General features: G+C 63.9%; 24 protein-coding genes and 1 tRNA gene. 12 read left to right on the top strand and 13 right to left on the bottom strand.

What is annotated here, in order from left to right; genetic code table 11:
* Nucleotides 1–9: 9 nt before the first annotated feature.
* Both QOL79_RS09485 and folK read right to left on the bottom strand, forming a co-directional pair.
* Nucleotides 10–85 (bottom strand) — tRNA-Lys (locus tag QOL79_RS09485).
* 43 nt (nt 86–128) lie between these two features.
* A complete protein-coding gene (folK, locus tag QOL79_RS09480) occupies nt 129–650 on the bottom strand; it encodes a 2-amino-4-hydroxy-6-hydroxymethyldihydropteridine diphosphokinase (RefSeq protein WP_204992886.1) in 522 nt (173 codons plus the stop codon).
* Nucleotides 651–673: 23 nt separating this feature from the next.
* On the opposite strand from folK, the gene QOL79_RS09475 reads away from it, so the two are divergent.
* On the top strand, nt 674–1,363 hold the full coding sequence (locus tag QOL79_RS09475; RefSeq protein WP_204992885.1) for a uracil-DNA glycosylase: 690 nt from the start codon (nt 674–676) through the stop codon (nt 1,361–1,363).
* On the opposite strand, the gene QOL79_RS09470 is transcribed toward QOL79_RS09475, so the two are convergent.
* Together QOL79_RS09470 and QOL79_RS09465 are read right to left on the bottom strand one after the other, a co-directional pair.
* Entirely contained in the window at nt 1,324–1,797 is a 474-nt protein-coding gene (locus QOL79_RS09470) for an RNA pyrophosphohydrolase (protein ID WP_058455782.1), read from the bottom strand. The genes QOL79_RS09475 and QOL79_RS09470 overlap by 40 nt on opposite strands.
* A complete protein-coding gene (locus QOL79_RS09465; RefSeq protein WP_283419429.1) occupies nt 1,794–2,735 on the bottom strand; it encodes an alpha/beta hydrolase in 942 nt (313 codons plus the stop codon). The genes QOL79_RS09470 and QOL79_RS09465 overlap by 4 nt, the downstream gene beginning before the upstream one ends.
* A 187-nt stretch (nt 2,736–2,922) precedes the next feature.
* Between QOL79_RS09465 and QOL79_RS09460 the strand changes: the two genes are divergently transcribed.
* From QOL79_RS09460 to QOL79_RS09435, 6 genes are all read left to right on the top strand, one after another.
* Nucleotides 2,923–4,785, top strand: coding sequence for a 2-oxoacid:acceptor oxidoreductase subunit alpha (locus QOL79_RS09460; RefSeq protein WP_058455783.1), 1,863 nt, complete (start codon nt 2,923–2,925; stop codon nt 4,783–4,785).
* Entirely contained in the window at nt 4,782–5,033 is a 252-nt protein-coding gene (locus QOL79_RS09455; protein WP_197410153.1) for a CPCC family cysteine-rich protein, read from the top strand. Before QOL79_RS09460 ends, QOL79_RS09455 begins: the two co-directional genes overlap by 4 nt.
* Entirely contained in the window at nt 5,030–6,067 is a 1,038-nt protein-coding gene (locus QOL79_RS09450) for a 2-oxoacid:ferredoxin oxidoreductase subunit beta (protein ID WP_282948065.1), read from the top strand. The genes QOL79_RS09455 and QOL79_RS09450 overlap by 4 nt, the downstream gene beginning before the upstream one ends.
* A 40-nt stretch (nt 6,068–6,107) precedes the next feature.
* Complete coding sequence (locus QOL79_RS09445; RefSeq protein WP_282948067.1) at nt 6,108–7,058, top strand: metal-dependent hydrolase; 951 nt, start codon at nt 6,108–6,110, stop codon at nt 7,056–7,058.
* Nucleotides 7,059–7,199: 141 nt separating this feature from the next.
* On the top strand, nt 7,200–8,480 hold the full coding sequence (locus tag QOL79_RS09440; protein WP_282948069.1) for a class I SAM-dependent methyltransferase: 1,281 nt from the start codon (nt 7,200–7,202) through the stop codon (nt 8,478–8,480).
* 134 nt (nt 8,481–8,614) lie between these two features.
* The gene (locus tag QOL79_RS09435) at nt 8,615–9,688 is read left to right on the top strand and encodes a serine hydrolase domain-containing protein (RefSeq protein WP_283419428.1); all 1,074 of its coding nucleotides are present in this window, start codon (nt 8,615–8,617) and stop codon (nt 9,686–9,688) included.
* 6 nt (nt 9,689–9,694) lie between these two features.
* Here QOL79_RS09435 and QOL79_RS09430 read toward each other — a convergent pair whose 3' ends face one another.
* The 3 genes from QOL79_RS09430 to purF are packed head-to-tail and all read right to left on the bottom strand — an operon-like array spanning nt 9,695 to nt 12,344.
* Nucleotides 9,695–10,087 (bottom strand): hypothetical protein, encoded by a 393-nt coding sequence (locus QOL79_RS09430; protein WP_282948073.1) that lies wholly within the window; start codon nt 10,085–10,087, stop codon nt 9,695–9,697.
* 60 nt (nt 10,088–10,147) lie between these two features.
* Complete coding sequence (locus QOL79_RS09425; RefSeq protein WP_283419427.1) at nt 10,148–10,876, bottom strand: SDR family NAD(P)-dependent oxidoreductase; 729 nt, start codon at nt 10,874–10,876, stop codon at nt 10,148–10,150.
* Nucleotides 10,877–10,886: 10 nt separating this feature from the next.
* On the bottom strand, nt 10,887–12,344 hold the full coding sequence (gene purF / locus QOL79_RS09420) for an amidophosphoribosyltransferase (RefSeq protein ID WP_215350911.1): 1,458 nt from the start codon (nt 12,342–12,344) through the stop codon (nt 10,887–10,889).
* A gap of 154 nt (nt 12,345–12,498) precedes the next feature.
* Between purF and hisI the strand changes: the two genes are divergently transcribed.
* The 5 genes from hisI (at nt 12,499) to QOL79_RS09395 (ending at nt 17,304) form a co-directional block, all read left to right on the top strand.
* Nucleotides 12,499–12,873, top strand: a complete 375-nt coding sequence (gene hisI / locus QOL79_RS09415) for a phosphoribosyl-AMP cyclohydrolase (protein ID WP_283419426.1) — start codon at nt 12,499–12,501, stop codon at nt 12,871–12,873.
* Nucleotides 12,866–13,405 carry a hypothetical protein gene (locus tag QOL79_RS09410; RefSeq protein ID WP_283419425.1) on the top strand — a complete coding sequence of 180 codons (540 nt, stop codon included), beginning with the start codon at nt 12,866–12,868 and terminating at the stop codon, nt 13,403–13,405. Before hisI ends, QOL79_RS09410 begins: the two co-directional genes overlap by 8 nt.
* A gap of 65 nt (nt 13,406–13,470) precedes the next feature.
* Nucleotides 13,471–13,902, top strand: coding sequence for a MerR family transcriptional regulator (locus QOL79_RS09405; protein ID WP_058455793.1), 432 nt, complete (start codon nt 13,471–13,473; stop codon nt 13,900–13,902).
* A 63-nt stretch (nt 13,903–13,965) separates the two neighbouring features.
* A complete protein-coding gene (locus QOL79_RS09400) occupies nt 13,966–15,768 on the top strand; it encodes an acyl-CoA dehydrogenase C-terminal domain-containing protein (RefSeq protein ID WP_283419424.1) in 1,803 nt (600 codons plus the stop codon).
* Nucleotides 15,769–15,813: 45 nt separating this feature from the next.
* Entirely contained in the window at nt 15,814–17,304 is a 1,491-nt protein-coding gene (locus tag QOL79_RS09395; RefSeq protein ID WP_283419423.1) for a phospholipase D-like domain-containing protein, read from the top strand.
* Here the strand turns inward: QOL79_RS09395 and QOL79_RS09390 are convergent.
* From QOL79_RS09390 to QOL79_RS09365, 6 genes are read right to left on the bottom strand one after another with little or no spacing between them, the layout of a single operon-like run.
* Entirely contained in the window at nt 17,301–18,152 is an 852-nt protein-coding gene (locus QOL79_RS09390; protein WP_058455796.1) for an HpcH/HpaI aldolase/citrate lyase family protein, read from the bottom strand. The genes QOL79_RS09395 and QOL79_RS09390 overlap by 4 nt on opposite strands.
* Entirely contained in the window at nt 18,152–18,604 is a 453-nt protein-coding gene (locus QOL79_RS09385; protein ID WP_058455797.1) for a MaoC family dehydratase, read from the bottom strand. The genes QOL79_RS09390 and QOL79_RS09385 overlap by 1 nt, the downstream gene beginning before the upstream one ends.
* A 2-nt stretch (nt 18,605–18,606) precedes the next feature.
* Nucleotides 18,607–19,065, bottom strand: coding sequence for a GNAT family N-acetyltransferase (locus QOL79_RS09380; protein WP_283419422.1), 459 nt, complete (start codon nt 19,063–19,065; stop codon nt 18,607–18,609).
* The gene (locus QOL79_RS09375) at nt 19,062–20,942 is read right to left on the bottom strand and encodes an acetyl/propionyl/methylcrotonyl-CoA carboxylase subunit alpha (RefSeq protein ID WP_283419421.1); all 1,881 of its coding nucleotides are present in this window, start codon (nt 20,940–20,942) and stop codon (nt 19,062–19,064) included. The genes QOL79_RS09380 and QOL79_RS09375 overlap by 4 nt, the downstream gene beginning before the upstream one ends.
* Nucleotides 20,935–21,249 carry a hypothetical protein gene (locus tag QOL79_RS09370; RefSeq protein WP_283419420.1) on the bottom strand — a complete coding sequence of 105 codons (315 nt, stop codon included), beginning with the start codon at nt 21,247–21,249 and terminating at the stop codon, nt 20,935–20,937. Before QOL79_RS09370 ends, QOL79_RS09375 begins: the two co-directional genes overlap by 8 nt.
* 5 nt (nt 21,250–21,254) lie before the next feature.
* Nucleotides 21,255–22,889, bottom strand: coding sequence for a carboxyl transferase domain-containing protein (locus QOL79_RS09365; protein WP_502957482.1), 1,635 nt, complete (start codon nt 22,887–22,889; stop codon nt 21,255–21,257).
* Between the last annotated feature and the right edge of the window lie 53 nt (nt 22,890–22,942).

Below are 22,942 nucleotides of genomic sequence, written 5' to 3'. Positions count from 1 at the left end.
TGCGAAATATGGTGAGCCCTGCTGGGTTCGAACCAGCGACCTACTGATTAAAAGTCAGTTGCTCTACCGACTGAGCTAAGGGCCCATCGTGGCGCCGAAAGCGTCGACGCCCGAAGAGAGCCGTCGCCCTAGTGCGCCTCGGCGTTCCGGTCAACCGGCTTGGCGCGGATCAGGCGTGCGGCGAGTTGGCGGACCGTTCGCCCGCTGACCGGATCGCGCCATTCGGGGGCGACGGTGCGGAGCGGGCCAAGAACGAAGGCGCGCTCGGCCATTGCGGGGTGCGGGACGGTGACGTCGGCGTCGCTCCACGCGCCGCCCGACCAGAGCAGAATATCGAGGTCGAGCGTCCGCGCGCTCCAGCGCTGGCCGGTGCGGCGGCCGAACTGCGCTTCGATTTCGCGCAGCCGGGCGAGCATTTCGGGCGGCGTGAGCGGCGAGGCGACGAGCGCGACGGCGTTGGCATAGCGCCGGCGCGACGGCCCCACCGGATCGCTGGCGATGATCGGGCTGGCATCGACCGGCTCGATCTCTTCGCTTTCGAGCGCCGCGAGCGCCGCGACCAGAATGTGGCGCGGATCGCCATGGCGCGCATGGCGTCGGTTTGAGCCGAGGCCGATGGCATATAGAGCAAGGGGCGTTGCGCTGGTCATGGCGGAGCGCCTATCGCAGCCGCGTGGAGATTGTAAGCCCCTTGCCGGGAACCGAGCCGTCCCGCGATTGCCTGCGCTGTCCGCGGCTTGTCGCGTTTCGGCGCCAATGTCGGGTCGATCATCCCGACTGGTGGAACGCCCCGGTTTACGCCTTTGGCGATCCAGATGGATGGCTCGCGTTCGCAGGCCTCGCGCCCGGAAAGCATGGGGCGAACCGGACGGGGCGTCCATTTACCGGCGACTATGCTGGCGACCTGTTGTTCGCGACGCTTGCCGAGTTCGGATTGAGTGAGGGCATTTACGACGCGCGCGTCGACGATGGGCTGCGCCTTCAAGGGGCGATTATCGTCAACAGCGTCAAATGCTTGCCGCCCCAGAACAAGCCGACGCCCGCCGAAATCGCGAGCTGCCGCCCCTTCTTCGAGCGGCAGCTCGCCGCTTTGCCAAATCTGCGGGTCATCATCGCGCTCGGCCGAATTGCGCATGACGCGGCGCTTCGTGCTGCCGGTGCGCGACTGGCGGCTTACCCTTTCGCGCATGGTGCGGTCCATGCGCTGGCCGATGGACGGTATCTCGTCGATAGCTACCACTGCTCGCGCTACAATACGAACACCGGGCGCTTGACGCCGCCGATGTTTGCCGATGTGTTCCGTACCGCGCTTATCCTCCGCGATCAGACGAGCGAGCGGAATTCCTCGACCACGGCGCGATAGAGCTGGCGCTTGAACGGCACGATCAGCATTTCGAGCTCATCGAGCTCGGCCCAGCGCCACGCCCGGAATTCCTGGTGCTTGGTTGCGATATCGACATCCCTGTCCTCGCCCATGAAGCGCATCAGGAACCATTGCTGCCGCTGGCCGCGATATTTGCCGCCCCACATTTTGCCCATGAGGTGATCGGGGAGGTCATAGAAATACTCGGTCTTGCTGCGCGCGATGATCTCGACCAGCCCGCCATGGACGCCTGTCTCTTCGCCAAGCTCGCGGATCGCCGCTTCCTCGGCATCCTCGCCCGGATCGATTCCCCCTTGCGGCATCTGCCAGGCGTCCTCGGACGAATCGAGCCGCTGGCCCACGAACACGAGGCCGTCCCGGTTCGCGAGCATCACGCCGGCGCAGGGGCGGTAGGGGAGATTGTCGTCACTCATGCACTGGCTTCGGTGACGATAGCCTTGAGCACTGTCAAGGCATCGCGAATATCGGCCTTCGCGCTCGGAATGCCCTGCGACAGGTTGATGAAGCCGTGGATGGTGCCGCGCGCTTCGCGATAGGTCGTGGGCACGCCCGCCTCGATCAGCTTCGCCGCATAAGCGCGGCCCTGATCGCGGAGAGGGTCGAGTCCTGCGGTGATGAGCAGCGTCGGCGGCATCCCCTCCGCGGGGAAATCGAGCGGCGCGGCGCGGCGGTCGGTCGGGTCGGGGGCATAGTGGCCCGAGAACCAGGTCATGCTGCTCTCCGTCAGCAGATGCCCTTCGCCGAAATCGCGATAGCTTTGCCAGTCGTCGCTGGTCGTCACGGCGGGATAGATCGGGTGGATCGCGATCACCGGCTTCGACGCGGGATTGTCGCGCAGCGCAAGCGCGGTGACGATGGTGAGGTTGCCGCCCGCGCTCTCGCCTGCCAGCACAAGCCCGGTGCATGGGATATTGTCGGCGACCCAACGCGCCGCGGCCTCGCAATCGTCAGGGGCGGCGGGGAAGGGGTGCTCGGGCGCCAGGCGGTAGTCGATTGCGACTACCGGAATGTCGAGAATGCGCGCCGCTTCCGCACAATAGGCGTCGTGCGTGTCGAGGTCGCCGATCACCCAGCCGCCACCGTGGAAAAAGACGAGCACCGGTCCCGGCGCGCGATCGGGCCGATTGTCATAGAAGCGGACGCGAATCTCGCCCGCCGGTCCCGGAATGACGCGGTCCTCGACCTTCGCAACGTCGCCGCGTGGAGAATCGGCCATTTGCGTCATCACCCGGAACATCTCGCGCGCGCCGGCGGCAGGCAGTTCCTCCATCTTGGGGCCTTCCTGCGCGTTGAGGAAGGCGAGAAAATCGGCCACGTCGGGGCGGGTGTAGTGGGTCGTGCCGTCGGTCATCCTGTCCATCCCTTTGTTGTTTTCTGCCGTCCGGATATTCGGCATCGGCCAGCCAAATTCAATCGCAAATCGAAACCGACCACGTCCTGCCGCTTTGCGGCGCACAATTTTTTCTCAATTGCGGCTCGTGCCGTACAGGCCTAGGCCAATGTCACAGGTTCGCAAGATTCAAAGGCAGATACGAAAAATGGCGACAGCGGTAGAGGACCGGGCCGACAATCGGCAGTCCCCCCTTTCGGATGCAGTTGTAGTCAGGTTTGCAGGCGACAGTGGCGACGGGATGCAGCTGACCGGCGGTCAGTTTACCTTGTCGTCGGCGCTTGCCGGCAACGACTTTGCGACTTTCCCCGATTTTCCAGCCGAGATTCGCGCCCCGCAAGGGACATTGTTCGGCGTCTCGGCCTTCCAGATCAATTTCGGGTCTTCGGCGATCGAGACCGCGGGCGACGCGCCCGACGTACTCGTCGCGATGAACCCCGCGGCGCTCAAGACCAACGTTCCGCAGCTCAAGCCGGGCGGCCTGATCATCGCCGACGAGGGCGAATTCAACGACCGCAACCTCGCCAAGGCGAAATATGACGCGAACCCGCTCGACGACGGCAGCCTTGCGAAATGGCAGTTGCTCAAGCTGAATATCAGTCAGCTCACCATGGATGCCGTGAAACCCTTCGGCCTCGGCAACAAGGAAGCGCTACGCTGCAAGAATATGTGGACGCTGGGGCTCGCGCTCTGGATGTTCGACCGCGACCGCCAGCCGCTGATCGACTGGCTCAACGGCAAGTTCGCGAAGGACCCGAACCTTGCGGCCGCCAATGTTGCGGCGCTGAACGCCGGCCATGCCTATGGCGAGACCGCCGAGCTTGCGGGACCGCTCAAGCAGCATCATGTCGATCCCGCGCCCGTCGCTCCGGGCCTCTATCGCACGCTGACGGGCGCCGAGGGGATCGCGCTTGGTCTCGTCGCGGGCGCGCAGCTTGCGAAACTGCCAATGTTCTTCGGCGGCTATCCGATCACCCCGGCATCGGCGATCCTGCATCACCTGTCGCGGCTCAAGGAATATGACGTCACGACCTTTCAGGCCGAGGACGAGATCGCGGCGATCTGCTCGGCGATCGGCGCGAGCTATGGCGGTTCGCTCGGCGTCACGAGCTCGTCGGGTCCGGGCATCGCGCTGAAGGGCGAGGCGATGGGTCTCGCGATCATGACCGAGCTACCGCTCGTCATCGTCAATTCGCAGCGCGGCGGTCCCTCGACCGGCTTGCCGACGAAAACCGAGCAATCGGACCTCTATCAGGCGGTCTATGGCCGGAACGGCGACGCGCCAATGCCGGTGATTGCCGCGCGATCGCCCGGCGATGCGTTTGAATGCGCGATCGAGGCGTGCCGCATTGCGGTGCAATATATGACCCCGGTGATGCTGCTGACCGACGGCTATATCGCCAACGCGGCCGAGCCGTGGAAGGTGCCCGATCTTGAGAGCTACGATGATTTCCCGGTCGAGTTTCTGACCGAAGTGCCCGAGGGCGGGTTCAAGCCCTATGGCCGCGACGCGAATCTCAAGCGCCCGTGGGTCAAGCCCGGCACGCCCGGCCTGCTTCACCGCATCGGCGGCATCGAAAAGGAAGTCGACACCGGCCACATCAACTATGCGCCCGACAACCATCAGGCGATGACCGATATCCGCAAGGCGAAGGTCGATGGCGTGAAGGTGCCCGACCAGGTGGTCGAACTCGGCGCCGAGGGGGGCAAGCTGGCGGTCGTCGGCTGGGGGTCGACCTTCGGCCCGATCCATCAGGCGGTGCGCCGCAAGCGCGCCGAGGGCGCCGACGTCAGCCATGTCCACATCCGCCATATCTGGCCGCTGCCCGCCAATCTGGGCGAGCTGCTCAAGAGCTATGACAAGGTGATCGTGCCCGAAATGAACACCGGCCAGCTCAAGACGGTGCTGCGCGACCAGTATCTGGTCGACGCGAAGCCCGTAAACAAGGTGTCGGGCCAGCCGTTCACCATCGCCGAAATTGAGGCCGCGATCGAGGAGGCGCTGGCGTGACGACGGTCACCAGCACCGAGTATTTTAATGCGGCGGTCAATGTGGAATTGGCTGCGGGCCCGCACATATGTCCTGTGTGCAGCGAGTTCGAGTTTTCCGAGCAGGGCAGTTATGAGATTTGCGAAGTTTGCAATTGGGAGGATGATCCCGTCCAACTGAACCAGCCTGATTTGGCCGGAGGCGCAAATCAGTTTTCGTTGATCCAAGCCCGTCAGCTTTGGCAAGATTCTGGGAAGAAGACGAAATGAACGAGATGACCACCATCGCGCGGACGACCACGCTCAAGGATTGGGAAACCGATCAGGAAGTTCGCTGGTGCCCCGGCTGCGGCGACTATGCGATCCTCAAAGCCGTGCAGCGCACGATGCCCGAAATCGGCACCGCGCCCGAGAACACCGTGTTCATCAGCGGCATCGGCTGCTCGTCGCGTTTCCCCTATTATATGGAAACCTATGGCTTCCACACGATCCACGGCCGTGCGCCGGCGTTCGCGACGGGGCTGAAGCTCGCCAATCCGGACCTCGATATCTGGATCGTCACCGGCGATGGTGACGGGCTCTCGATCGGCGGCAACCACACGATGCACCTCATCCGCCGCAATCTCGATTGCCAGATCATGCTGTTCAATAACGAGATCTACGGCCTCACCAAGGGGCAATATTCACCGACCAGCCGCGTCGGCACGACAAGCCCGTCGACGCCTTACGGCTCGGTCGATCGTCCGGCGCAGCCTGCGGCGTTCGCGCTGGGCGCCGGTGCGCGGTTCGTCGCGCGCGGCTTCGACGTATCGAAAGAGCTGCCCAACGTGCTGAAGGCCGCTCATGCCCATAAGGGCGCGGCCTTTATCGAAATTTTCCAGAACTGTATCGTCTACAATAAGGACGTGTTCGAGGATTTCGCCGCACCGAAGGGCGCCGAAGATCGCCAGCTCTGGCTCAAGCAGGGCGAACCCATGCTTTACGCCAAAGGTACCAAGGGCATCGCGCTCGACGCCGACGAACTGCACCTCAAGACCGTCGACGTCATCGATGGCGATTGGAAAGAAGCGGGCGTGATCGTCCACGACGTGACCAACCGCAGCGTCGCGCACATGCTCGTCGAAATGCGCTTCGGCGAATTCCCGATGGCGCTCGGCGTCCTTTACGACGATCCGCGCCCGACTTTCGAGGCCGACGTCGTCCGCCAGAACAAGGCGGCGAGCGAAGGCAAGACGGCCGATCTGCAAGGCCTGCTCAAGAAGGGGCAGACCTGGACGGTGACCGAGGGCGGTCCCGAACTCTGACGTCTTGCGAAGGGCTTGCCGGTCGGGTTTATAGGCCCGGATGGACAACCTGACGCACAGCCTCGTCGGCGCGGTACTCGGTCAGCTCGGTCTCAAGAAAAGGACCGGGCTAGCCGTGCCGACGCTAATTATTGCGGCGAACCTGCCTGACATCGACGCGGCCTGTGCGGTCTATGGCATCGAGTCGCTGTCGATGCGGCGCGGGATCACGCACGGGCCGATCGCGCTCGTCCTTCTGCCTATTGCTCTTTGGGCTCTGATGATCGCCTTCGACCGCGGGCAGGAACGACGACGCACGCGGCCCGCGAACCGATTGCCGATCGACAGGGGCTGGCTGCTCGCGCTCGCCTATATCGGTTGTCTCAGCCATCCGGCGCTCGACTGGCTCAACAATTACGGCATCCGGCTGCTCGAGCCGTTCAGCCATCGCTGGTACTACGGCGATACGCTGTTCATCATCGATCTCTGGATATGGATCGCGCTCGGCCTGTCGCTGTGGCTGTCGCTGCGCCGCGAACGGCGCGGGACGGCGAATTGGCAGCGCCCGGCATGGGTCGGTTTTACCGCCGTCTGCGTCTATATTTTTACCAACGGGCTGATGACGGGCCGCGCCGAAGCGCAGGCGGCCGAATTGTTGCGAAAGGCGGGGCAAGACGGTGCGCTCGTTGTCGCCAGCCCGCCGCCGCTGGCGTTCTGGAGGCGCGACATCGCCTGGCGCCGCGACGGCTACTACGGCGGCGGCGCCTATGCACTGGGTTCCGGTAGTACGGTCGAGCCCGGCATCCCAGACGGGATGAGCGATCTACGACTCCGGGCGTGGGTAAAGAACGACCCTGCCGCGCTCGCCTTCCTCTTCTGGTCGCGGATGCCCGTCGCAGAAACTGAGGGCAGCGCGATCGTGCTACATGACCAGCGCTATATGCAGCCGGTAGCGCGCGACCGTTTTACGGTCCGCGTGGAGGATCCCCGCGCAGCAACTATTGTCGAATAGGCGCGCGTTCATCCTGCCGCCTATCGCAATAAAATCTCTGGGAATCAAAAGGCTCGCACGCCTGCCTCGGCGGCTTGTGACGCCATGAAGGCTCGCGACAACCGATTGTCAGGCCGCTGCTTTTGCGGCAGAAAGCGGTATATGAACACGCATGTCAGTCCCCGCCGCGGCAAGGCGCTACTGCGCGCAGACCGGGCGTTTCGCACCGGCGGGGGGCTGGCGCGCCTGATGGCGCTTGCGCCGGCGAACTTTTTCCACCGCCAGCTAGACCGCATCGACGCCGGGCTCGCCTATGGCACGCTCGAAGGTCATCTGCCCGACGGCAGCGTGCGCATCCTCGGCGGTCGCGGCAAGGGGCCGACCGCGATCGTCCACCTGAAAAGCTGGGCCGCGCTCGTGCGGCTTGTGCTGTCGGGTTCGGTTGGGTGGTACCGCGCCTGGGAGGCCGGGGAGTGGAGTTCGCCCGATCCGGTCCCGCTGTTCGACCTGTTCATGCGCAATGGCGAGACGCTCGGCAATGCGGGGCGGTCGCGCGGCCCGCTGCACTGGCTCAACCGCGCATCGCATTTCCTCAACCGCAACAATCGCACCGGGGCGCGGCGGAACATCCACGCGCATTACGACCTTGGCAATGACTTCTACAGCCTGTGGCTCGATGCGCAGATGAACTATTCGAGCGCGCTCTTCGCCGATGCAGGGCAGACGCTGGAGGAGGCGCAGACATCGAAGCTCGATGCGATTCTCGACCGGCTCGACCTGCGCTCGGGCGGGCGCCTGCTCGAGATCGGTTGCGGCTGGGGGGCGCTTGCCGAACGCGCGGTCGAGCGGCACGACGTCATCTACACCGGGATTACCCTCTCACCGTCGCAAGCCGAGATTGCCGATCGGCGTCTGCACGCGGTCGACCTGTCGGGGCGATCGCGGATCGAGCTCTGCGATTATCGCGATGCGCAGGGCCCCTATGACGCGATCGCGAGCGTAGAGATGGTCGAAGCGGTCGGGCAGGCCTATTGGCCCGTCTATCTCGACACCATCGCGCGCCTGTTGCGCCCCGGTGGCCGCGCGGCGATCCAGTATATCCTGATCAGCGACGCGCTGTTCGAGCGTTACGCGGCCAGTACCGACTTCATCCAGGCCTATATCTTTCCGGGCGGCTGCCTGATTTCCGAAAGCCGTTTCCGCGCGTTGGCCGAGGAGCGGGGGCTTGTGTGGCGCGACGTTCTCCATTTCGGGCTCGGCTATGCCGAAACGCTGCGCCAGTGGCGCGAGCGGTTCGATGCCGCGGTGTCCGACGGGCGCCTGCCGGCAGGGTTTGACGACCGCTTCGTGCGGCTCTGGCGCTATTATCTTCAATATTGTGAGGGGGGCTTTCGCGGCGGCGGTATCGACGTCGCGCAGGTGACACTCGAAAAAACAGCCTGAAAACAAGCAGGGAGAAGGCAATGCGAAGATTTTTGGCAGGCGCGCTGCTGTGCGCAGCCGTGGGGATAGCTGTCCCCGCACCCACGCAAACCACCGCGGCTCGGGCGACCGACAATCTGCCAAAGGATCTGAATGTGCTGTTTTGGAGCCAGGACCAGCGTGACACCGCCTTCCGGACGATGGAGACGGTCCCGAAAGTCGTCGTGCACACGATCAAGGCGGGCGGTCGCGCCTATCCCATGCCGCAAGGCAAGCCGATCGACCTCGGGCTCGATGTCGACGCCCATATGGCGGCGCAGCGCAACGCGGGGCTGATCATCGTCCAGGACGGAAAGGTGCGACTGGAGAAATATGCGCTCGGCTATGGCGCCTCCGGCCGCTGGACGAGCTTTTCGGTGGCGAAAAGCTTCACTTCGACCCTTGTCGGCGCGGCGGTGAAGGACGGCTATATCAAGAGCCTGGACGACAAGGTTACCGTCTATATCCCGGGACTCAGGGGCTCGGCCTATGACGATGTCAGCGTGCGGCAATTGCTGACGATGACCTCGGGCGTCAAATGGAACGAGGATTATACCGATCCCAAATCCGATGTCGCGCAGTTCAATCTGCAAAAGCCGGTGCCGGGCGAAGACATAACGGTCAGCTATATGAAGACCCTGCCGCGCGAAGCGCCGGCGGGGTCGAAATGGGTGTACAAGACCGGCGAGACCAATTTGATCGGCGTGCTGGTGTCGAGCGCGACCGGCAAGACACTCTCGGATTATCTGTCAGAGAAGGTCTGGAAACCGTTCGGCATGGAGCAGGACGGCGTCTGGATGCTCGGGCCGACGGGGCACGAGATCAGCGGCTGCTGCATGTCGGCGAGCCTCAAGGATTATGCACGCTTCGGCCAGTTCATCCTGAACGGCGGCGTCGCGGGCGGAAAAAAGGTTCTGCCTGACGACTGGCTCGCCGCGGCGACGACCAAACAGGCGGGGATCGACATTCCCGGCCGCGGTTATGGCTATCAATGGTGGACGAACGACGATGGCAGCTTCGCCGCGCAGGGAATTTTCGGTCAGGGCATCTTCATCGACCCGAAACGCAGGCTCGTGATTGCCTCGAACGGCAATTGGCCGACCGCGACCGACCCCGAAGGCGTCGGCAAGGCGCGCGAGGCCTTTTACAAGGCGGTGCAGGCTGCGATCGACCGCGAAGCGGCGAAATAAGCGGGGTCAGGCGGCGACGGGAGCCGTCGTCGCCGCGCGCTGGGCGAGCCACGCCGCCGCAAGCGGTATGGCGATGCCCAGCACCATGATCCACCAGGTGTCGGCCAGCGTCACGGCACGATAGAGCCCGGCGCCGATCACCGCCCCGGCGACGGTCCATCCGGAATTTGCGCTGGCGGAGATGCGCATCGCCAGCCAGCTTCCGCCAAAGGTGCCGACGAACCAGCCGATCAACAGGGCGATGGTCGATGCGAGGGGGATAAGCACCTCCCCGGTTTCGAGGTCATAGACGTCGGGCGACAGCTCGTTTCCCGCATATTGCGCGAGCCATAGCAGCGCGAAAGCGACGACGATCCCCACGATGGTTGCTGCGACCGTCCGCAGGATGTTGCGACCCATAACCGTGCCTTTGACCAGATATTTCGGGCCGAAACCTAACGGCCGAACGCAAAGATCGCGTTAAGCATCGACCATCACTTTGGGCAAGGCATGGAAAGCGGTGCTGTCGAAGCCCGCGATCATCAGCTTCGCGACATATTCGCCGACGGCCGCGGGATCCTTGATGCTTTGCGGATCCTCGCCCGGATAAGCGCGCGCGCGCATCTGGGTGCGCGTGCCGCCGGGATCGAGAATCGCGGTGCGGACGTTCGAGATATTGCGCATCTCGGCACCATAGCTCGTCACCAGCACTTCAAGTGCCGCCTTCGACGCGGCATAGGCGCCCCAATAGGCGCGCGGATCGCGCGCGACGCTGCTCGACAGCGCGAGCAGGCGGCCACCCGGCGCGCGGCGGAGCAGCGGATCGAAATTGGCGATCAGCGCCTGCTGCGCGACAAGGTTCAGCGTCAGCAGCTTGTTGAATTCATTGCCGTCGATCGCGCCGACCGGGGTCAGCGTGCCCAGCATCGCCGCGTTGAGGACGAGCATATCGAGCTGCTGCCAACGTTCGGCCATCGCGGTGGCAAGCCGCGCGATACTGTCGCCGTCCGTCAGGTCCAATGGCGCGATCGTTGCGCTGCCGCCGGCTTCGTGAATCCGGTCTTCGAGTTCCTCGAGCCCGCCCGGAGTACGTGCGGTGATGACGACATGCGCGCCGCGGGCTGCAAGCGCTTCGGCGATCGCCGCGCCGATACCGCGGCTCGCCCCGGTCACGAGTGCGACCTGACCCGCCAAATCTTCAGATACCATGATCACTCCGTTAGACAACGCGCTCGGCAAGCAGCGAAAACTGGTCATCGACCGCTTGCTCGTCGAAATCGGTCAGCGTGGTCGGATAATCGCCCGTAAAGCAGGCGTCACAATATTGCGGGACGTCGTCGTTGCGCCGCGCCTCGCCCAGCGCGCGATAGAGCCCGTCGATCGTCAGGAAGGACAGGCTGTCGGCGTTGATGAAATTCGCCATCTGCCCGACGGTCATCTGCGCCGCGAGCAGTTTGGCGCGCTCGGGCGTGTCGACGCCATAGAAACAGCTGTGCTGGGTCGGCGGGCTGGCGATGCGCATATGCACCTCGGCGGCACCTGCATCGCGCATCATCTGCACGATCTTCAGGCTGGTCGTGCCGCGAACGATCGAATCGTCGATCAGCACGATGCGCTTGCCGCTGATCAGCGCGCGGTTCGCATTGTGCTTCAATTTCACGCCCAGGTGGCGAACCTTGTCGCCCGGCTGGATGAAGGTGCGGCCGACATAGTGCGAGCGGATGATCCCCAGTTCAAAGGGAATGCCCGATTCCTGCGCATAACCGATCGCGGCAGGCGTACCCGAATCGGGCACCGGGATGACAAGATCGGCCTCGACCGGGTTCTCGCGCGCGAGTTCGGCGCCGATCGCCTTGCGCACCGAATAGACGCTGGTGCCGTCGACGATCGAATCGGGGCGCGAGAAATAGACATATTCGAAGATGCACGGTCGCGCCGAGCGTTCGGCGAAGGGGCGGTGCGACGAAAGCTGGCCATCACGAATGATCACCAGCTCGCCCGGATCGACCGAGCGGACGAATTCCGCGCCGACGACGTCGAGCGCCACCGTTTCGGATGCAAGGATGTGCGCGTCGCCGAGCTTGCCGATCACGAGCGGGCGGATGCCGAGTGGGTCGCGGCATCCGATCATCCCTTCTGCGGTCAGGCAGATCAGCGAATAGGCGCCCTCGACCTGCTTCAGCGCGTCGATGAAGCGATCGAGCAGGGTACGATAGTTCGATGTCGCGACGAGGTGAATGATGACCTCGGTATCGCTGGTCGACTGGAAAATCGAACCGCGTCGCACGAGAATCTTCTTCAGCGCCGTCGCGTTGGAGATGTTGCCGTTATGCGCGACCGCGAAACCGCCCGTCGACAGGTCGGCGAACAGCGGTTGGACGTTGCGCAGCGCCGTCTCGCCGGTCGTCGAATAGCGGACGTGGCCGATCGCCGATGCGCCGTCCAACTGGCGGATGATGTCGTCGCGGTCGAAATTGCCGGCGACATGACCCATCGCACGATGCGTATGGAAATCCTTGCCGTCGAAGGCGGTGATACCCGCGGCTTCCTGGCCGCGGTGCTGCAGGGCATGGAGACCCAGCGCCACGACCGCAGAGGCGCTCTCGGCGCCGTGAATACCAAATACGCCGCACTCCTCGCGGAGCTTGTCGTCATCGAAAGGGTGGGTCGTCAGCATGACATTCCAGGGGCAGGGGCCAAGGGGCGGGGGCAGTGACTGGGGCGCATATAGGGAGGCTTGCCGCAAATGTCGCCCCCCAAACTTCACATGATTGTCACAGGGCAGACCCCGATGGGTGACAAGCGCAGCAAAGCTGCTCTAAAGGCCCACCATGGACCAGAAAGCCGATACGACCGACCGCTTCCAGCCGCGCTTCGACCCCGCCGGTCTCGTCACCGCGATCGTCACCGATGCCGCGACGGGCACGCTGCTGATGGTCGCGCATATGAATGTCGAAGCGATCCGGCTGACCCAGGAAACCGGGCAGGCGCATTTCTGGTCTCGCTCGCGGCAAGCACTGTGGCGCAAGGGGGAGACCTCGGGCAACGGACTGACGCTGGTCGAGATGCGCGTCGATTGCGATCAGGATGCCCTGCTGCTGCGCGTAACGCCCGCGGGGGCCGCTTGCCACACGGGCCGGCGCTCCTGCTTCTATCGCCGTGTCGAGGCAGATGGTGGCCTGACCTTTCTCCACGACGATGCGTAGGGTGCGTGCCGCCTTCCTGTTCGGCGCGCTGTTGCTCGCGGGCTGCGATCGGCACCCGCAGGCGGACAGCGACCGGACGGTCGACGCGAACAGCCTGCTCGAACTGGCTGCGCGCGAGCGCGGGATCGTGCGACCCGATACAGCCAGCCCGACGGGCGTGTTCGAACGTTCGCACGAACTCGGGCGTGACGCGATGTGCGTGGTGCCCGACGGCGCGGGTCAATGGCGCTTTGCCTTGTCTGCGTCTTTCGGTCCTGGCCTGCGCTGCGCCGCGCGCGGGACGATCGTGCGCGAGGGGCAGGGATGGCGGATGCGCTTCGCGGACGCCGAGGGGTGCGAAGCGCTGGTCCATGAGGAAGAGGACGAACTCCGACTGCCCGGCAGCCTGCCCGCGCAATGCCAGACGATCTGCTCCGCCCGTGCGTCGCTGTCCGGGTTGCGGCTGCCGCGCGCAAGCTGGTCCGAGGAGGACGCGAAACGCTTGCAGGTCGCGGATCCGCGCGGCAATATGATCCAACCGTGCGGCAGTTGAGACGCGCCGATTCCCGGCACCTCCCGCCCTTGACGTTCACGTCAACGGAAACTATTCTGGCCCGTATGACCGAAGAATACGGCCACGCCCACATCGATACGCCCGATCATCTCGGCCGCGACCAGTTCAGTATCACCGACCTGTCGACCGAATTCGGCGTCACCGCCCGCGCGCTTCGCTTTTACGAGGACGAGGGGCTGATCAGCCCGTCGCGCCGCGGCCTGTCGCGCATCTATTCGAAGCGCGACCGTGCTCGGCTCGCCTGGATCCTGCGCGCCAAGCGCACCGGCTTCAGCCTTGCCGACATTCGCGAGATGATCGATCTGTACGACGTCGGTGACGGCCGCAGGCTGCAGCGCCAGGTGACGATCGAGAAATGCGAGCAACGCATCAACCTGCTGCAACGCCAGCGCGACGATATCGACAGTGCGGTCGAGGAACTGACGCGCTTCATCGATATGGTCAAAAAGGTCGACGCCAGTCAGAAAGTGCGCTGAGCCTCGACTCTCGCGCCTCCCCGGACGAGATATTGCTAACCCCGCTTTCCAGAAAGATGAGTCATGCCCGCCTACCGCGCCCCCATCCAGGATACGCTCTTCCTGATCAACGACGTCCTCGGCGTCGAGCGCTACGCCAACCTGCCAGGCTTCGCCAATGCGACCCCCGACATGATTGAGGCGGTGCTGACCGAAGCGGGCAAATTCTGCGAAGAAGTGCTGTTCCCGATCAACTATTCGGGCGATCAGGAGGGCTGCACGCGACACGAAGACGGATCGGTCACGACGCCGAAGGGGTTCAAGGAGGCCTATAAGGCCTATTGCGACGCCGGCTGGACGACGCTGACCCAGCCCGAGGAATTCGGCGGACAGGGCTTGCCGCACATCATCGGTTTCCCGGTCGAGGAATATCGCATGGCAGCGAACCAGGCCTTTTCGATGTACCCCGGCCTTACTCAGGCGGCGGTGGCGGCAATCCTCGTCAAGGGATCGGAGGAGCAGAAGGCGACCTATGTCCCGAAGATGATTTCGGGCGAGTGGGGCGGCACGATGAACCTCACCGAACCGCACTGCGGCACCGATCTCGGCCTCATCCGCACCCGCGCGGTGCCGAATGCCGACGGCAGCTATGCGGTGACCGGCACCAAGATCTTCATCTCGTCGGGCGAGCATGACCTCACCGAAAATATCGTCCACCTCGTCCTCGCGAAGACGCCCGATGCACCCGACAGCGTCAAGGGCATCTCGCTCTTCATCGTACCCAAATTCCTCGTCAACGAAGACGGCTCGCTGGGCCAGCGCAACACGCTCCAGTGCGGCTCGATCGAGCACAAGATGGGCATCCACGCCAATTCGACCTGCGTGATGAACTATGATGGCGCGAAGGGCTGGATGGTCGGCGAGGAGAACAAGGGGCTTGCCGCGATGTTCGTGATGATGAACGCCGCGCGCCTCGGCGTCGGCATCCAGGGGCTGGGACAGGCCGACATCGCATTCCAGAACGCGGTCCAATATGCGCACGACCGTCGCCAGGGCCGCGCGCTGACTGGGCCGCAGGATCCCCAGGAAAAGGCGGACCCCCTGTTCGTCCACCCCGATGTGCGCCGCATGTTGATGGAAGGCAAGGCAGTTGTCGAGGGGCTGCGCGCGCTCTGCTTGTGGGGTGCGCTGCAGGTCGACCTCGCGCATGTCGCCGAGACCGAGGAAGAGCGCCAGCATGCCGACGATCTCGTCAGCCTGCTCACCCCCGTGATCAAGGGCTATGGCACCGACAAGGGCTATGAGGTCGCGACCAACGCGCAGCAGGTGTTCGGTGGTCACGGCTACATCGAGGAACAGGGCATGTCGCAATATGTCCGCGATGCCCGCATCACGATGATCTATGAAGGGGCGAACGGCGTGCAGGCGATGGACCTCGTCGGCCGCAAGCTTGCGCAGAACGGCGGCCGCGCGATCCAGACCTTCTTTGCCATCGTCGACACGGAATGCGCCGCGGCGAAGGACAAACCGGCGTTTGCGGATTTCGCGAGCCGTCTTGAAAAGGCGAACGGCGAACTCAAGGCCGCGACGATGTGGTTCATGCAGAACGGCATGACGAACCCGAATAACATCGGCGCGGGCGCGCATCACTATATGCACATCATGGGGATCGTCGCGCTGGGGCTGATGTGGCTGCGCATGGCCGAAGCGGCGCAGAAGGCGCTGGACGACGGGCGAGGCAACAAGGCTTTCCTTGAAGCGAAGCTCGTCACTGCGCGTCACTTCGGTGAACGTTTTGTTCCCGACGCCGGCGCGCTGCGCCGCAAGATCGAAGCGGGCAGCGAGGCGATGATGACGTTGACGCCGGAGCAGTTCTTCGCGGCTTGACCGGCGCCTTTGCAACCATCGCCGCCGCCATGCGTGGAGGCGGCGATGAGCGACCTCGTCCCGATCGTCATTGAAGGCCGCAACTGCTGGCGGATCGAACGCGCCGACAAGGCGCGGATGATCGTCGATGCTGCCGATTATTATGCGCTGCTTGAACGGCTGATGGCCGATGCCAGGGAGCGCATCCTGCTTATCGGTTGGGATTTCGATCCGCGGATCGCGCTGAAGCCCGACAGGGACGGCAACGGCGAGTCGCTTGGCGACTATCTGCTGCGCCTCGCAAAAGATTGTCCTGACCGCGACATCGACATCCTCCGCTGGAATTTCGGGGGACTGAAGCAGTTCGCGATGCCGCGCATCGTCGCGATGATCGCGCGGTGGAAGATCACGCGCTCGATCAGTTTCCGGCTCGACAGCGCGCATCCGGTCGGGTGCAGTCATCATCAGAAGGTTGCGGTCTTCGACGACCATCTGGCGGTATGCGGCGGCATCGACGTCGGGGCGCGACGCTGGGACACGCGGGGGCACAAGGACGACGATCTGCATCGGACGGCCCCCGACGGAAAGCCCTATATGCCCTGGCACGACAGCACGATGTTGCTCTCGGGGCCGGTCGGCAATGCGCTTGCCGATCTGGGTAACGAACGCTGGCAGCGCGCGACGAAGAAGCCGCTCCGCGAAATCAACGGATCAGGGGAGGGGTGGCCCGACGATCTGGAGGCCGATTTCGGGGGTGTCGACGTTGCGATCTCGCGGACCCGCGCCGAGTATGACGGCTATGAGGAAATCCGCGAGGTCGAGCAGCTTTATCTCGACATGATCGCCGCCGCGAAGCGCTTCATCTATTTCGAGAATCAATATTTCACCTGCGGCAAGATCGCCGCCGCCATCGCCGAACGGCTCAACGAGGATGATCCGCCGGAATTCGTGATGGTGATGCCGGAAACCGCCGACGGCTGGCTCGAGCAGATGGCGATGGACGCCGCGCGCGTGCAACTGGTGCGCGAAATCGCCAAGGCGAAACACGGCGACCGGCTGCGGGTCTATTATCCGCGCACCAAGCGCGGTGAGGCGATTTACGTTCACGCCAAGACCGCAATCGTCGACGATCGGGCGATCCGTGTCGGGTCGGCCAATCTGAACAACCGTTCGATGGGGCTCGACAGCGAGTGCGACGTGACCATCGACGCGGCGCTGCCGGCCAATCACGGCATCGAGCCGGTCATTCGCCGCCTGCGCGAATCGCTGATCGCCGAGCATCTGGGTGTCGATCCGCTAGAGGTAGCGCGCCGGTTCGAAGCCAGCGGTTCGCTGATCGGGACGATCGAGGGATTGCGCGGCCAGGGGCGCTCGCTCGAACTGCTCGACCTCGTTTCGCCGGGTCCGATGGACGAGTTCATTGCCGAGAACGAACTGCTCGATCCGACGAGCCCCGATGCGATGTTCGAAAGCCTGACCGAACGCGGCCTCAGGAAAAGCTGGCATCGCGGTCGTGACTGGATGCGGCGGCACCGGCCTTTCCGGCGAAAAGCCTAGTCCGCCAGCGACAATATATGCTGTGCCTGTTTAAGGTGCGGCGCATCGACCATCTTGCCGTCGACCTGCAGCACCCCGACGCCCGGGTTGGCCGCGAAGGCATCGACGATCGCCTGGGCGCGCTGAACCTCTTCGTCGGCGGGGGTGAAGGCGGCGTTGATCGGTTCGACCTGCGAAGGATGGATCGCCATCATGCCGGTAAAGCCGTCGCGCCGCGCGCTGGCGGCATAGGCGGCAAGCCCGGCCTCGTTCTTGATCGCCGGGAACACCGTGTCGATCGCAGCGACGCCCGCGCCGTGCGCCGCGAACAGCGTGAGCGCGCGCGCAATCTCATAGGGTGACGTGTAGCTGCCATCCTCGGTGCGGCTCGTCGTCGCGCCGATGGCAGCGGGCAAGTCCTCCGCGCCCCAGGTCAGGCCGACGAGGCGATCCTTCACTTCGCGATAGCTGCCGAGCGTGAAGATCGCCGCGGGGGTTTCGGTCGCGATCGGCAGGATCGGCGGCAGCGAGGCGTCGCGCGCGGATTCGCTGCGCAGAATCGTGTCGAGTTGCTGGATGCTGGGCGCGCCTTCGGCCTTGGGCAGCATGATCGCGTCGGGCCGTCCACCGACGATTGCCGTGACGTCAGCGGCGGTCATATGGCCGTCGAGTGGATTGACGCGCACCAACGTGATGACCTCGCGTTCCCCGGCCAGATATTCGGCGACCGCCGCGCGTGCAGCTTCCTTGTTGGCGGGCGACACCGAATCCTCCAGGTCGAGGATGATCGCATCGGCGCCCGATGCTGCGGCCTTGGCGAAGCGTTCGGGACGATCCCCGGGAACGAAAAGGAGTGAGCGCAGGCGCATCAGGCGGCCTTTCCTTTGATCAGCGCGGCCCGCTCGCACTGGCAGACGATTTCGCCGCGCTGGTTGATGCAGCGGTGGAGAAAGGTCACGATACCCGATCCGGGACGCGATTTGGACTCTTTCAGGCCGATGACTTCGGTCTCGGCGCGCAACGTGTCGCCGATAAACACCGGCTTCGGCATCACCAGCTTGTCATAGCCGAGGTTCGCGACGAGCGTGCCGAGCGTCGTATCGCCGACCGACAGTCCGACCATCAGGCTGAAAGTGAAGGTGCCGTTGACGAGGATCTGCCCGAACTCCGACGCCTTCGCCGCCTCGATGTCGAGGTGCAGCGGTTGCGGGTTATGCGTCATCGTGGTGAACAGCAGATTATCGGTCTCGGTCACCGTGCGGCGGATCTCGTGCGTGATCGTCTCGCCGATCTGCCACTCGTCGAAAAACTTGCCTGCCATTGTCAGTCCCTCAAATGCAATTTCATGCCGACATGGCTCGGCACGAAGCCGAGCCGGGCGTAAAAGCGATGCGCGTCGGTGCGTTTCGCCGACGATGTGAGCTGAACCAGCTTGCAATCGCGCGCGCGGCATTGCTCGACCGCCCACAGGATCATCTGTTCGCCGAGCTTTTGCCCGCGCAGGTCGGCGGCAATCCGTACCGCCTCGATCAGCCCGCGCCAGCTTCCGATGAAGGAAAGCCCAGGCAGGAAGCTGAGCTGCATCGTGCCCACGACTCTGCCGTCGAGTTCCGCCGCGATCAGCCGCTGGTTGGGGTCGGCATCGATCGCCGCGAACGCGTCCATGTACCGTGGATCGGACGGGTCGGCTTCACGGCCCGGCGGGATCACATCCTCGGCGAGCATCGCAAGAATGGCCGGTAGCTCTGCGGCCGTCGCGTCACGGAGGATCAGGTCGCTCATTCCGCCGTCTCGATCTTCGCGAGCAGCGCTTCGACCTGCACCTGTGCACCTGCGGCTGCATTGAGTTCGGCCACCACCCCGTCGAAAGGCGCGGTGAGGCTATGCTCCATCTTCATCGCCTCGAGGGTCAGCAGCTTCTGCCCCTTGGTGACCTTGTCGCCCGCCGCAACATCGACCGCGATGATCTTGCCCGGCATCGGCGATAGGATCGCGCCATCGCCAGCGCTGCCGCCAGTGCCCGTCCCGCGGGGCTCGTAAAGCGACGTCACGAAAGCATGGCCCTCGTCGAACTTTATCAGTTTGCTGCCGTCCCAATAGGCCCGGGCCATATAATTGGCATATTCGCTCCAGTCGTCCGGAATGATCGCCTCGCGTTTGTTGCCATCGATATCAAGAAGAACCCGCCTGACGGGAGCAGCATTCAAACGTAGGCCCGACATTTCAAGTCCACCAATGCCTGTGTCCCCGTCGAGCAGCAGATGTACGGCGACATCCAACGCCTCCTCGCAAAGTTCGGGAGGATCGGTCAGGCGTTCCTGGTGCGCGGCGATGAAGCCGGTGTCGATTTGCCCGGCAGCGAAATCGGGTTCGTTCAGGATCTTCGTGAGAAATGCGGCATTCGTGCGGACCGGCCAGACGTCTGCGGTTCGGCAGGCTGCCTCCAGATCCCATATGGCTTCCTGCCGGTTGTCGGCATGCACGATCAGCTTCGCGATCATCGGATCGTAGAAGGGCGATATTTCGTCATCGACTGTGACGCCCGTATCTATGCGGTATCCGCCTAGGTCGAAATACTCGAGCGTGCCGATCGACGGCAGGAAGCCCTTCGCCGGATCTTCGGCATAAAGGCGCGCTTCCATCGCCCAGCCGTTGATCGCCAGATCCTCCTGGCGAAGCGGAATCGGCTCGCCCGACGCGACGCGCAGCTGCCATTCGACCAGATCGACGCCGGTGATCTCCTCGGTCACCGGATGCTCGACCTGCAGGCGCGTGTTCATTTCCATGAACCAGATGCGGTCGGCGCGCAGGCCCTCGCTGGCGTCGGCGATGAACTCGATCGTCCCTGCACCGACATAATCGACCGCCTTTGCGGCGCGCACTGCCGCGGCGCACAGTTCGGCGCGCGTCGCCTCGTCCATGCCGGGGGCGGGGGCTTCCTCGATCACCTTCTGATGGCGGCGCTGGAGCGAGCAGTCGCGCTCGAACAGATGGACGACATTGCCGTGGGTGTCGCCGAATATCTGCACCTCGATATGGCGCGGGGTCAGGATATATTTCTCGATCAGCACATGGTCGTTGCCGAACGAAGCGGCGGCCTCGCGCTGGCACGAGGCGAGTGCGTCTAGGAAATCCGCCGCGGCATCGACCTTTCGCATCCCCTTGCCGCCGCCGCCCGCGACGGCCTTGATGAGAACAGGATAGCCGATCTGCGCGGCCTGTTCGGCGAGAAAGGTCGGATCCTGATTTTCGCCCATATAGCCCGGCGTCACCGGCACCCCGGCATCGGCCATCAGCTTCTTCGCGGCGTCCTTCAGCCCCATCGCGGTGATCGATGAAGGCTTCGGCCCGACCCATATAAGCCCCGCATCGGCGACCGCCTGCGCAAACTCGGCATTCTCGGACAGGAACCCATAACCCGGATGAATCGCCTCGGCCCCGGTCGCCTTGGCGGCGGCGATGATCTTCTCGCCGACCAGATAGGATTCACGCGCCGGCGAAGGCCCGATATGCACGGCCTCATCGGCCTCGCGCACGTGGAGCGCCCTGGCGTCGGCGTCCGAATAGACCGCGACAGTCCTGATGCCCATCTCGCGCGCGGTGCGGATGATACGGCAGGCGATCTCGCCGCGGTTGGCGATGAGGAGAGACTTAATCATTTAGGCGGTCTTCCATTGTCAGGTGGACGATTTGCCATTCCGGCCAAGGGTTCTCTAGATCGATGTCGGCATAGCCGCGTTGCGCGGCAAGCTGCTCTCTCATGCTAATCCGCATCGTCATGCACACTGCGCCGTCACGAATTTCGATGACCTCGGTTTCGGTTAGCGGCACTCCCTTCTTCTTTTCGAGATCGAAAAGAAGATTGATCAGCGGCGGAATGGGCACCGGCACGATCGGCTCCGTCGGTTCGTCGGGAGTGACGGCGGCGTTGCCTTCTTTGCCGAAAATCTTCTTCAGAAAATCCATCCGAATTACATCCTGAACACGCCGAACCCGCGGTCTTCGACCGGAGCGTTCAGCGTTGCAGCAAAGGCCAGCCCTAGCACGTCGCGCGTCTGCGCGGGATCGATGATGCCATCGTCCCACAGCCGCGCGGTCGCGTGATAGGGATTGCCTTCGTCCTCATATTTCTGGCGGATCGGCGCCTTGAAGGCTTCGGCTTCTTCGGGCGTCCATTTGTCGGCATCGCGGTGCACCGTCGCCAGCACCGACGCCGCCTGTTCGCCGCCCATCACGCTGATCCGGCTGTTGGGCCAGCTGAACAGGAAGCGTGGCGAGTAAGCGCGGCCGCACATGCCATAATTGCCCGCCCCGAAGCTGCCGCCGATCAGCACGGTGATCTTCGGCACCGTCGCCGTCGCGACCGCGGTCACCAGTTTCGCGCCATGCTTGGCGATGCCTTCGGCCTCATATTTGCCGCCGACCATGAAGCCGCTGATATTCTGGAGGAAGAGCAGGGGGATGCGGCGCTGCTGCGCCAGTTCGATGAAATGCGCGCCCTTAACCGCGGATTCGCTGAACAGCACGCCATTGTTCGCAAGGATCGCGACCGGGATGCCCCAGATATGCGCGAAGCCGCAGACGAGCGTGCTGCCGTAGTTCGCCTTGAACTCGTGAAACTCGCTGCCGTCGACGATGCGCGCGATGACCTCGTGGACGTCATAAGGCGCGCGAACATCCTGCGGGATGATCCCGTACAGCTCTTCCGGATCATATTTCGGCGGCCTTGGCTCCTTAAACCCGTTCGCATCGAGCGAAGTCGAGATGCCTATCGCACGCGCATGACCTCCCGGTGTCTCGACTTCGCTCGACAAGAACGGACCAGAGAGGTGCGCCATAATATCGCGGACGATCGTCAGCGCATGCTCGTCATTCTCGGCAAGATGGTCGACCACGCCCGACTTCTTCGCATGAAGATCGCCGCCGCCCAGGTCCTCGGCGCTGATCTCCTCGCCCGTCGCGGCCTTCACCAGCGGCGGGCCGGCGAGGAAGATCGTACCCTGATTGCGCACAATCACCGTCTCGTCGCTCATCGCCGGAACATAAGCACCGCCCGCGGTGCAGCTTCCCATCACGCACGCAATCTGCGGGATGCGCTTGGCGCTCATATTTGCCTGATTGAAGAAGATGCGCCCAAAGTGATCGCGATCGGGAAACACCTGATCCTGGTGCGGCAGGTTCGCACCGCCGCTGTCGACGAGGTAGATGCAGGGCAGGCGGTTCGTCTCGGCAATTTCCTGCGCGCGGAGATGCTTCTTCACCGTCATCGGATAATAGGTGCCGCCCTTCACGGTCGCGTCGTTGCAGACGATCATCGTCTGCCGCCCCGATACGCGGCCGATGCCGGCGATCATCCCGGCGCCCGGCACCTCCCCCTCATACATGTCGCACGCCGCAAGCTGGCCGATCTCGAGGAAGGGCGAGCCCGGATCGAGCAGCCGCTCGACGCGCTCGCGCGGCAACAGCTTGCCGCGGCTCGTGTGCCGCTCGCGCGACTTTTCATTGCCGCCAAGCGCCGCCTCGGCGACGCGGGCGTAGAGCTCGTCGCGCAGCGCCCGATTGTGCGCGGCATTGGCGCGAAAGCCATCGCTGTCGGGGTTTATCATGGTTCCCAATATTGGTGCGCTCACGTCGCAATCTCTCCTTTGTGGGCAGGTCG

Source organism: Sphingopyxis sp. Geo48, assembly GCF_949769155.1.
In the GTDB taxonomy this organism is placed as follows: Bacteria; Pseudomonadota; Alphaproteobacteria; order Sphingomonadales; family Sphingomonadaceae; genus Sphingopyxis.
Note: the sequence above shows the minus strand (reverse complement) of the source record. Positions and strands in the feature narration are given on the sequence as shown.

Excerpts from the sequence above, each read along its gene's own strand:
- folK (WP_204992886.1), bottom strand. The coding sequence starts at position 650 with ATGACCAGCGCAACGCCCCTTGCTCTATATGCCATCGGCCTCGGCTCA.
- QOL79_RS09470 (WP_058455782.1), bottom strand. The coding sequence starts at position 1,797 with ATGAGTGACGACAATCTCCCCTACCGCCCCTGCGCCGGCGTGATGCTC.
- QOL79_RS09465 (WP_283419429.1), bottom strand. The coding sequence starts at position 2,735 with ATGACCGACGGCACGACCCACTACACCCGCCCCGACGTGGCCGATTTT.
- QOL79_RS09460 (WP_058455783.1), top strand. The coding sequence starts at position 2,923 with ATGGCGACAGCGGTAGAGGACCGGGCCGACAATCGGCAGTCCCCCCTT.
- QOL79_RS09450 (WP_282948065.1), top strand. The coding sequence starts at position 5,030 with ATGAACGAGATGACCACCATCGCGCGGACGACCACGCTCAAGGATTGG.
- QOL79_RS09445 (WP_282948067.1), top strand. The coding sequence starts at position 6,108 with ATGGACAACCTGACGCACAGCCTCGTCGGCGCGGTACTCGGTCAGCTC.
- QOL79_RS09440 (WP_282948069.1), top strand. The coding sequence starts at position 7,200 with ATGAACACGCATGTCAGTCCCCGCCGCGGCAAGGCGCTACTGCGCGCA.
- QOL79_RS09430 (WP_282948073.1), bottom strand. The coding sequence starts at position 10,087 with ATGGGTCGCAACATCCTGCGGACGGTCGCAGCAACCATCGTGGGGATC.
- QOL79_RS09425 (WP_283419427.1), bottom strand. The coding sequence starts at position 10,876 with ATGGTATCTGAAGATTTGGCGGGTCAGGTCGCACTCGTGACCGGGGCG.
- purF (WP_215350911.1), bottom strand. The coding sequence starts at position 12,344 with ATGCTGACGACCCACCCTTTCGATGACGACAAGCTCCGCGAGGAGTGC.
- hisI (WP_283419426.1), top strand. The coding sequence starts at position 12,499 with ATGGACCAGAAAGCCGATACGACCGACCGCTTCCAGCCGCGCTTCGAC.
- QOL79_RS09410 (WP_283419425.1), top strand. The coding sequence starts at position 12,866 with ATGCGTAGGGTGCGTGCCGCCTTCCTGTTCGGCGCGCTGTTGCTCGCG.
- QOL79_RS09405 (WP_058455793.1), top strand. The coding sequence starts at position 13,471 with ATGACCGAAGAATACGGCCACGCCCACATCGATACGCCCGATCATCTC.
- QOL79_RS09400 (WP_283419424.1), top strand. The coding sequence starts at position 13,966 with ATGCCCGCCTACCGCGCCCCCATCCAGGATACGCTCTTCCTGATCAAC.
- QOL79_RS09395 (WP_283419423.1), top strand. The coding sequence starts at position 15,814 with ATGAGCGACCTCGTCCCGATCGTCATTGAAGGCCGCAACTGCTGGCGG.
- QOL79_RS09390 (WP_058455796.1), bottom strand. The coding sequence starts at position 18,152 with ATGCGCCTGCGCTCACTCCTTTTCGTTCCCGGGGATCGTCCCGAACGC.
- QOL79_RS09385 (WP_058455797.1), bottom strand. The coding sequence starts at position 18,604 with ATGGCAGGCAAGTTTTTCGACGAGTGGCAGATCGGCGAGACGATCACG.
- QOL79_RS09380 (WP_283419422.1), bottom strand. The coding sequence starts at position 19,065 with ATGAGCGACCTGATCCTCCGTGACGCGACGGCCGCAGAGCTACCGGCC.
- QOL79_RS09375 (WP_283419421.1), bottom strand. The coding sequence starts at position 20,942 with ATGATTAAGTCTCTCCTCATCGCCAACCGCGGCGAGATCGCCTGCCGT.
- QOL79_RS09370 (WP_283419420.1), bottom strand. The coding sequence starts at position 21,249 with ATGGATTTTCTGAAGAAGATTTTCGGCAAAGAAGGCAACGCCGCCGTC.
- QOL79_RS09365 (WP_502957482.1), bottom strand. The coding sequence starts at position 22,889 with ATGATAAACCCCGACAGCGATGGCTTTCGCGCCAATGCCGCGCACAAT.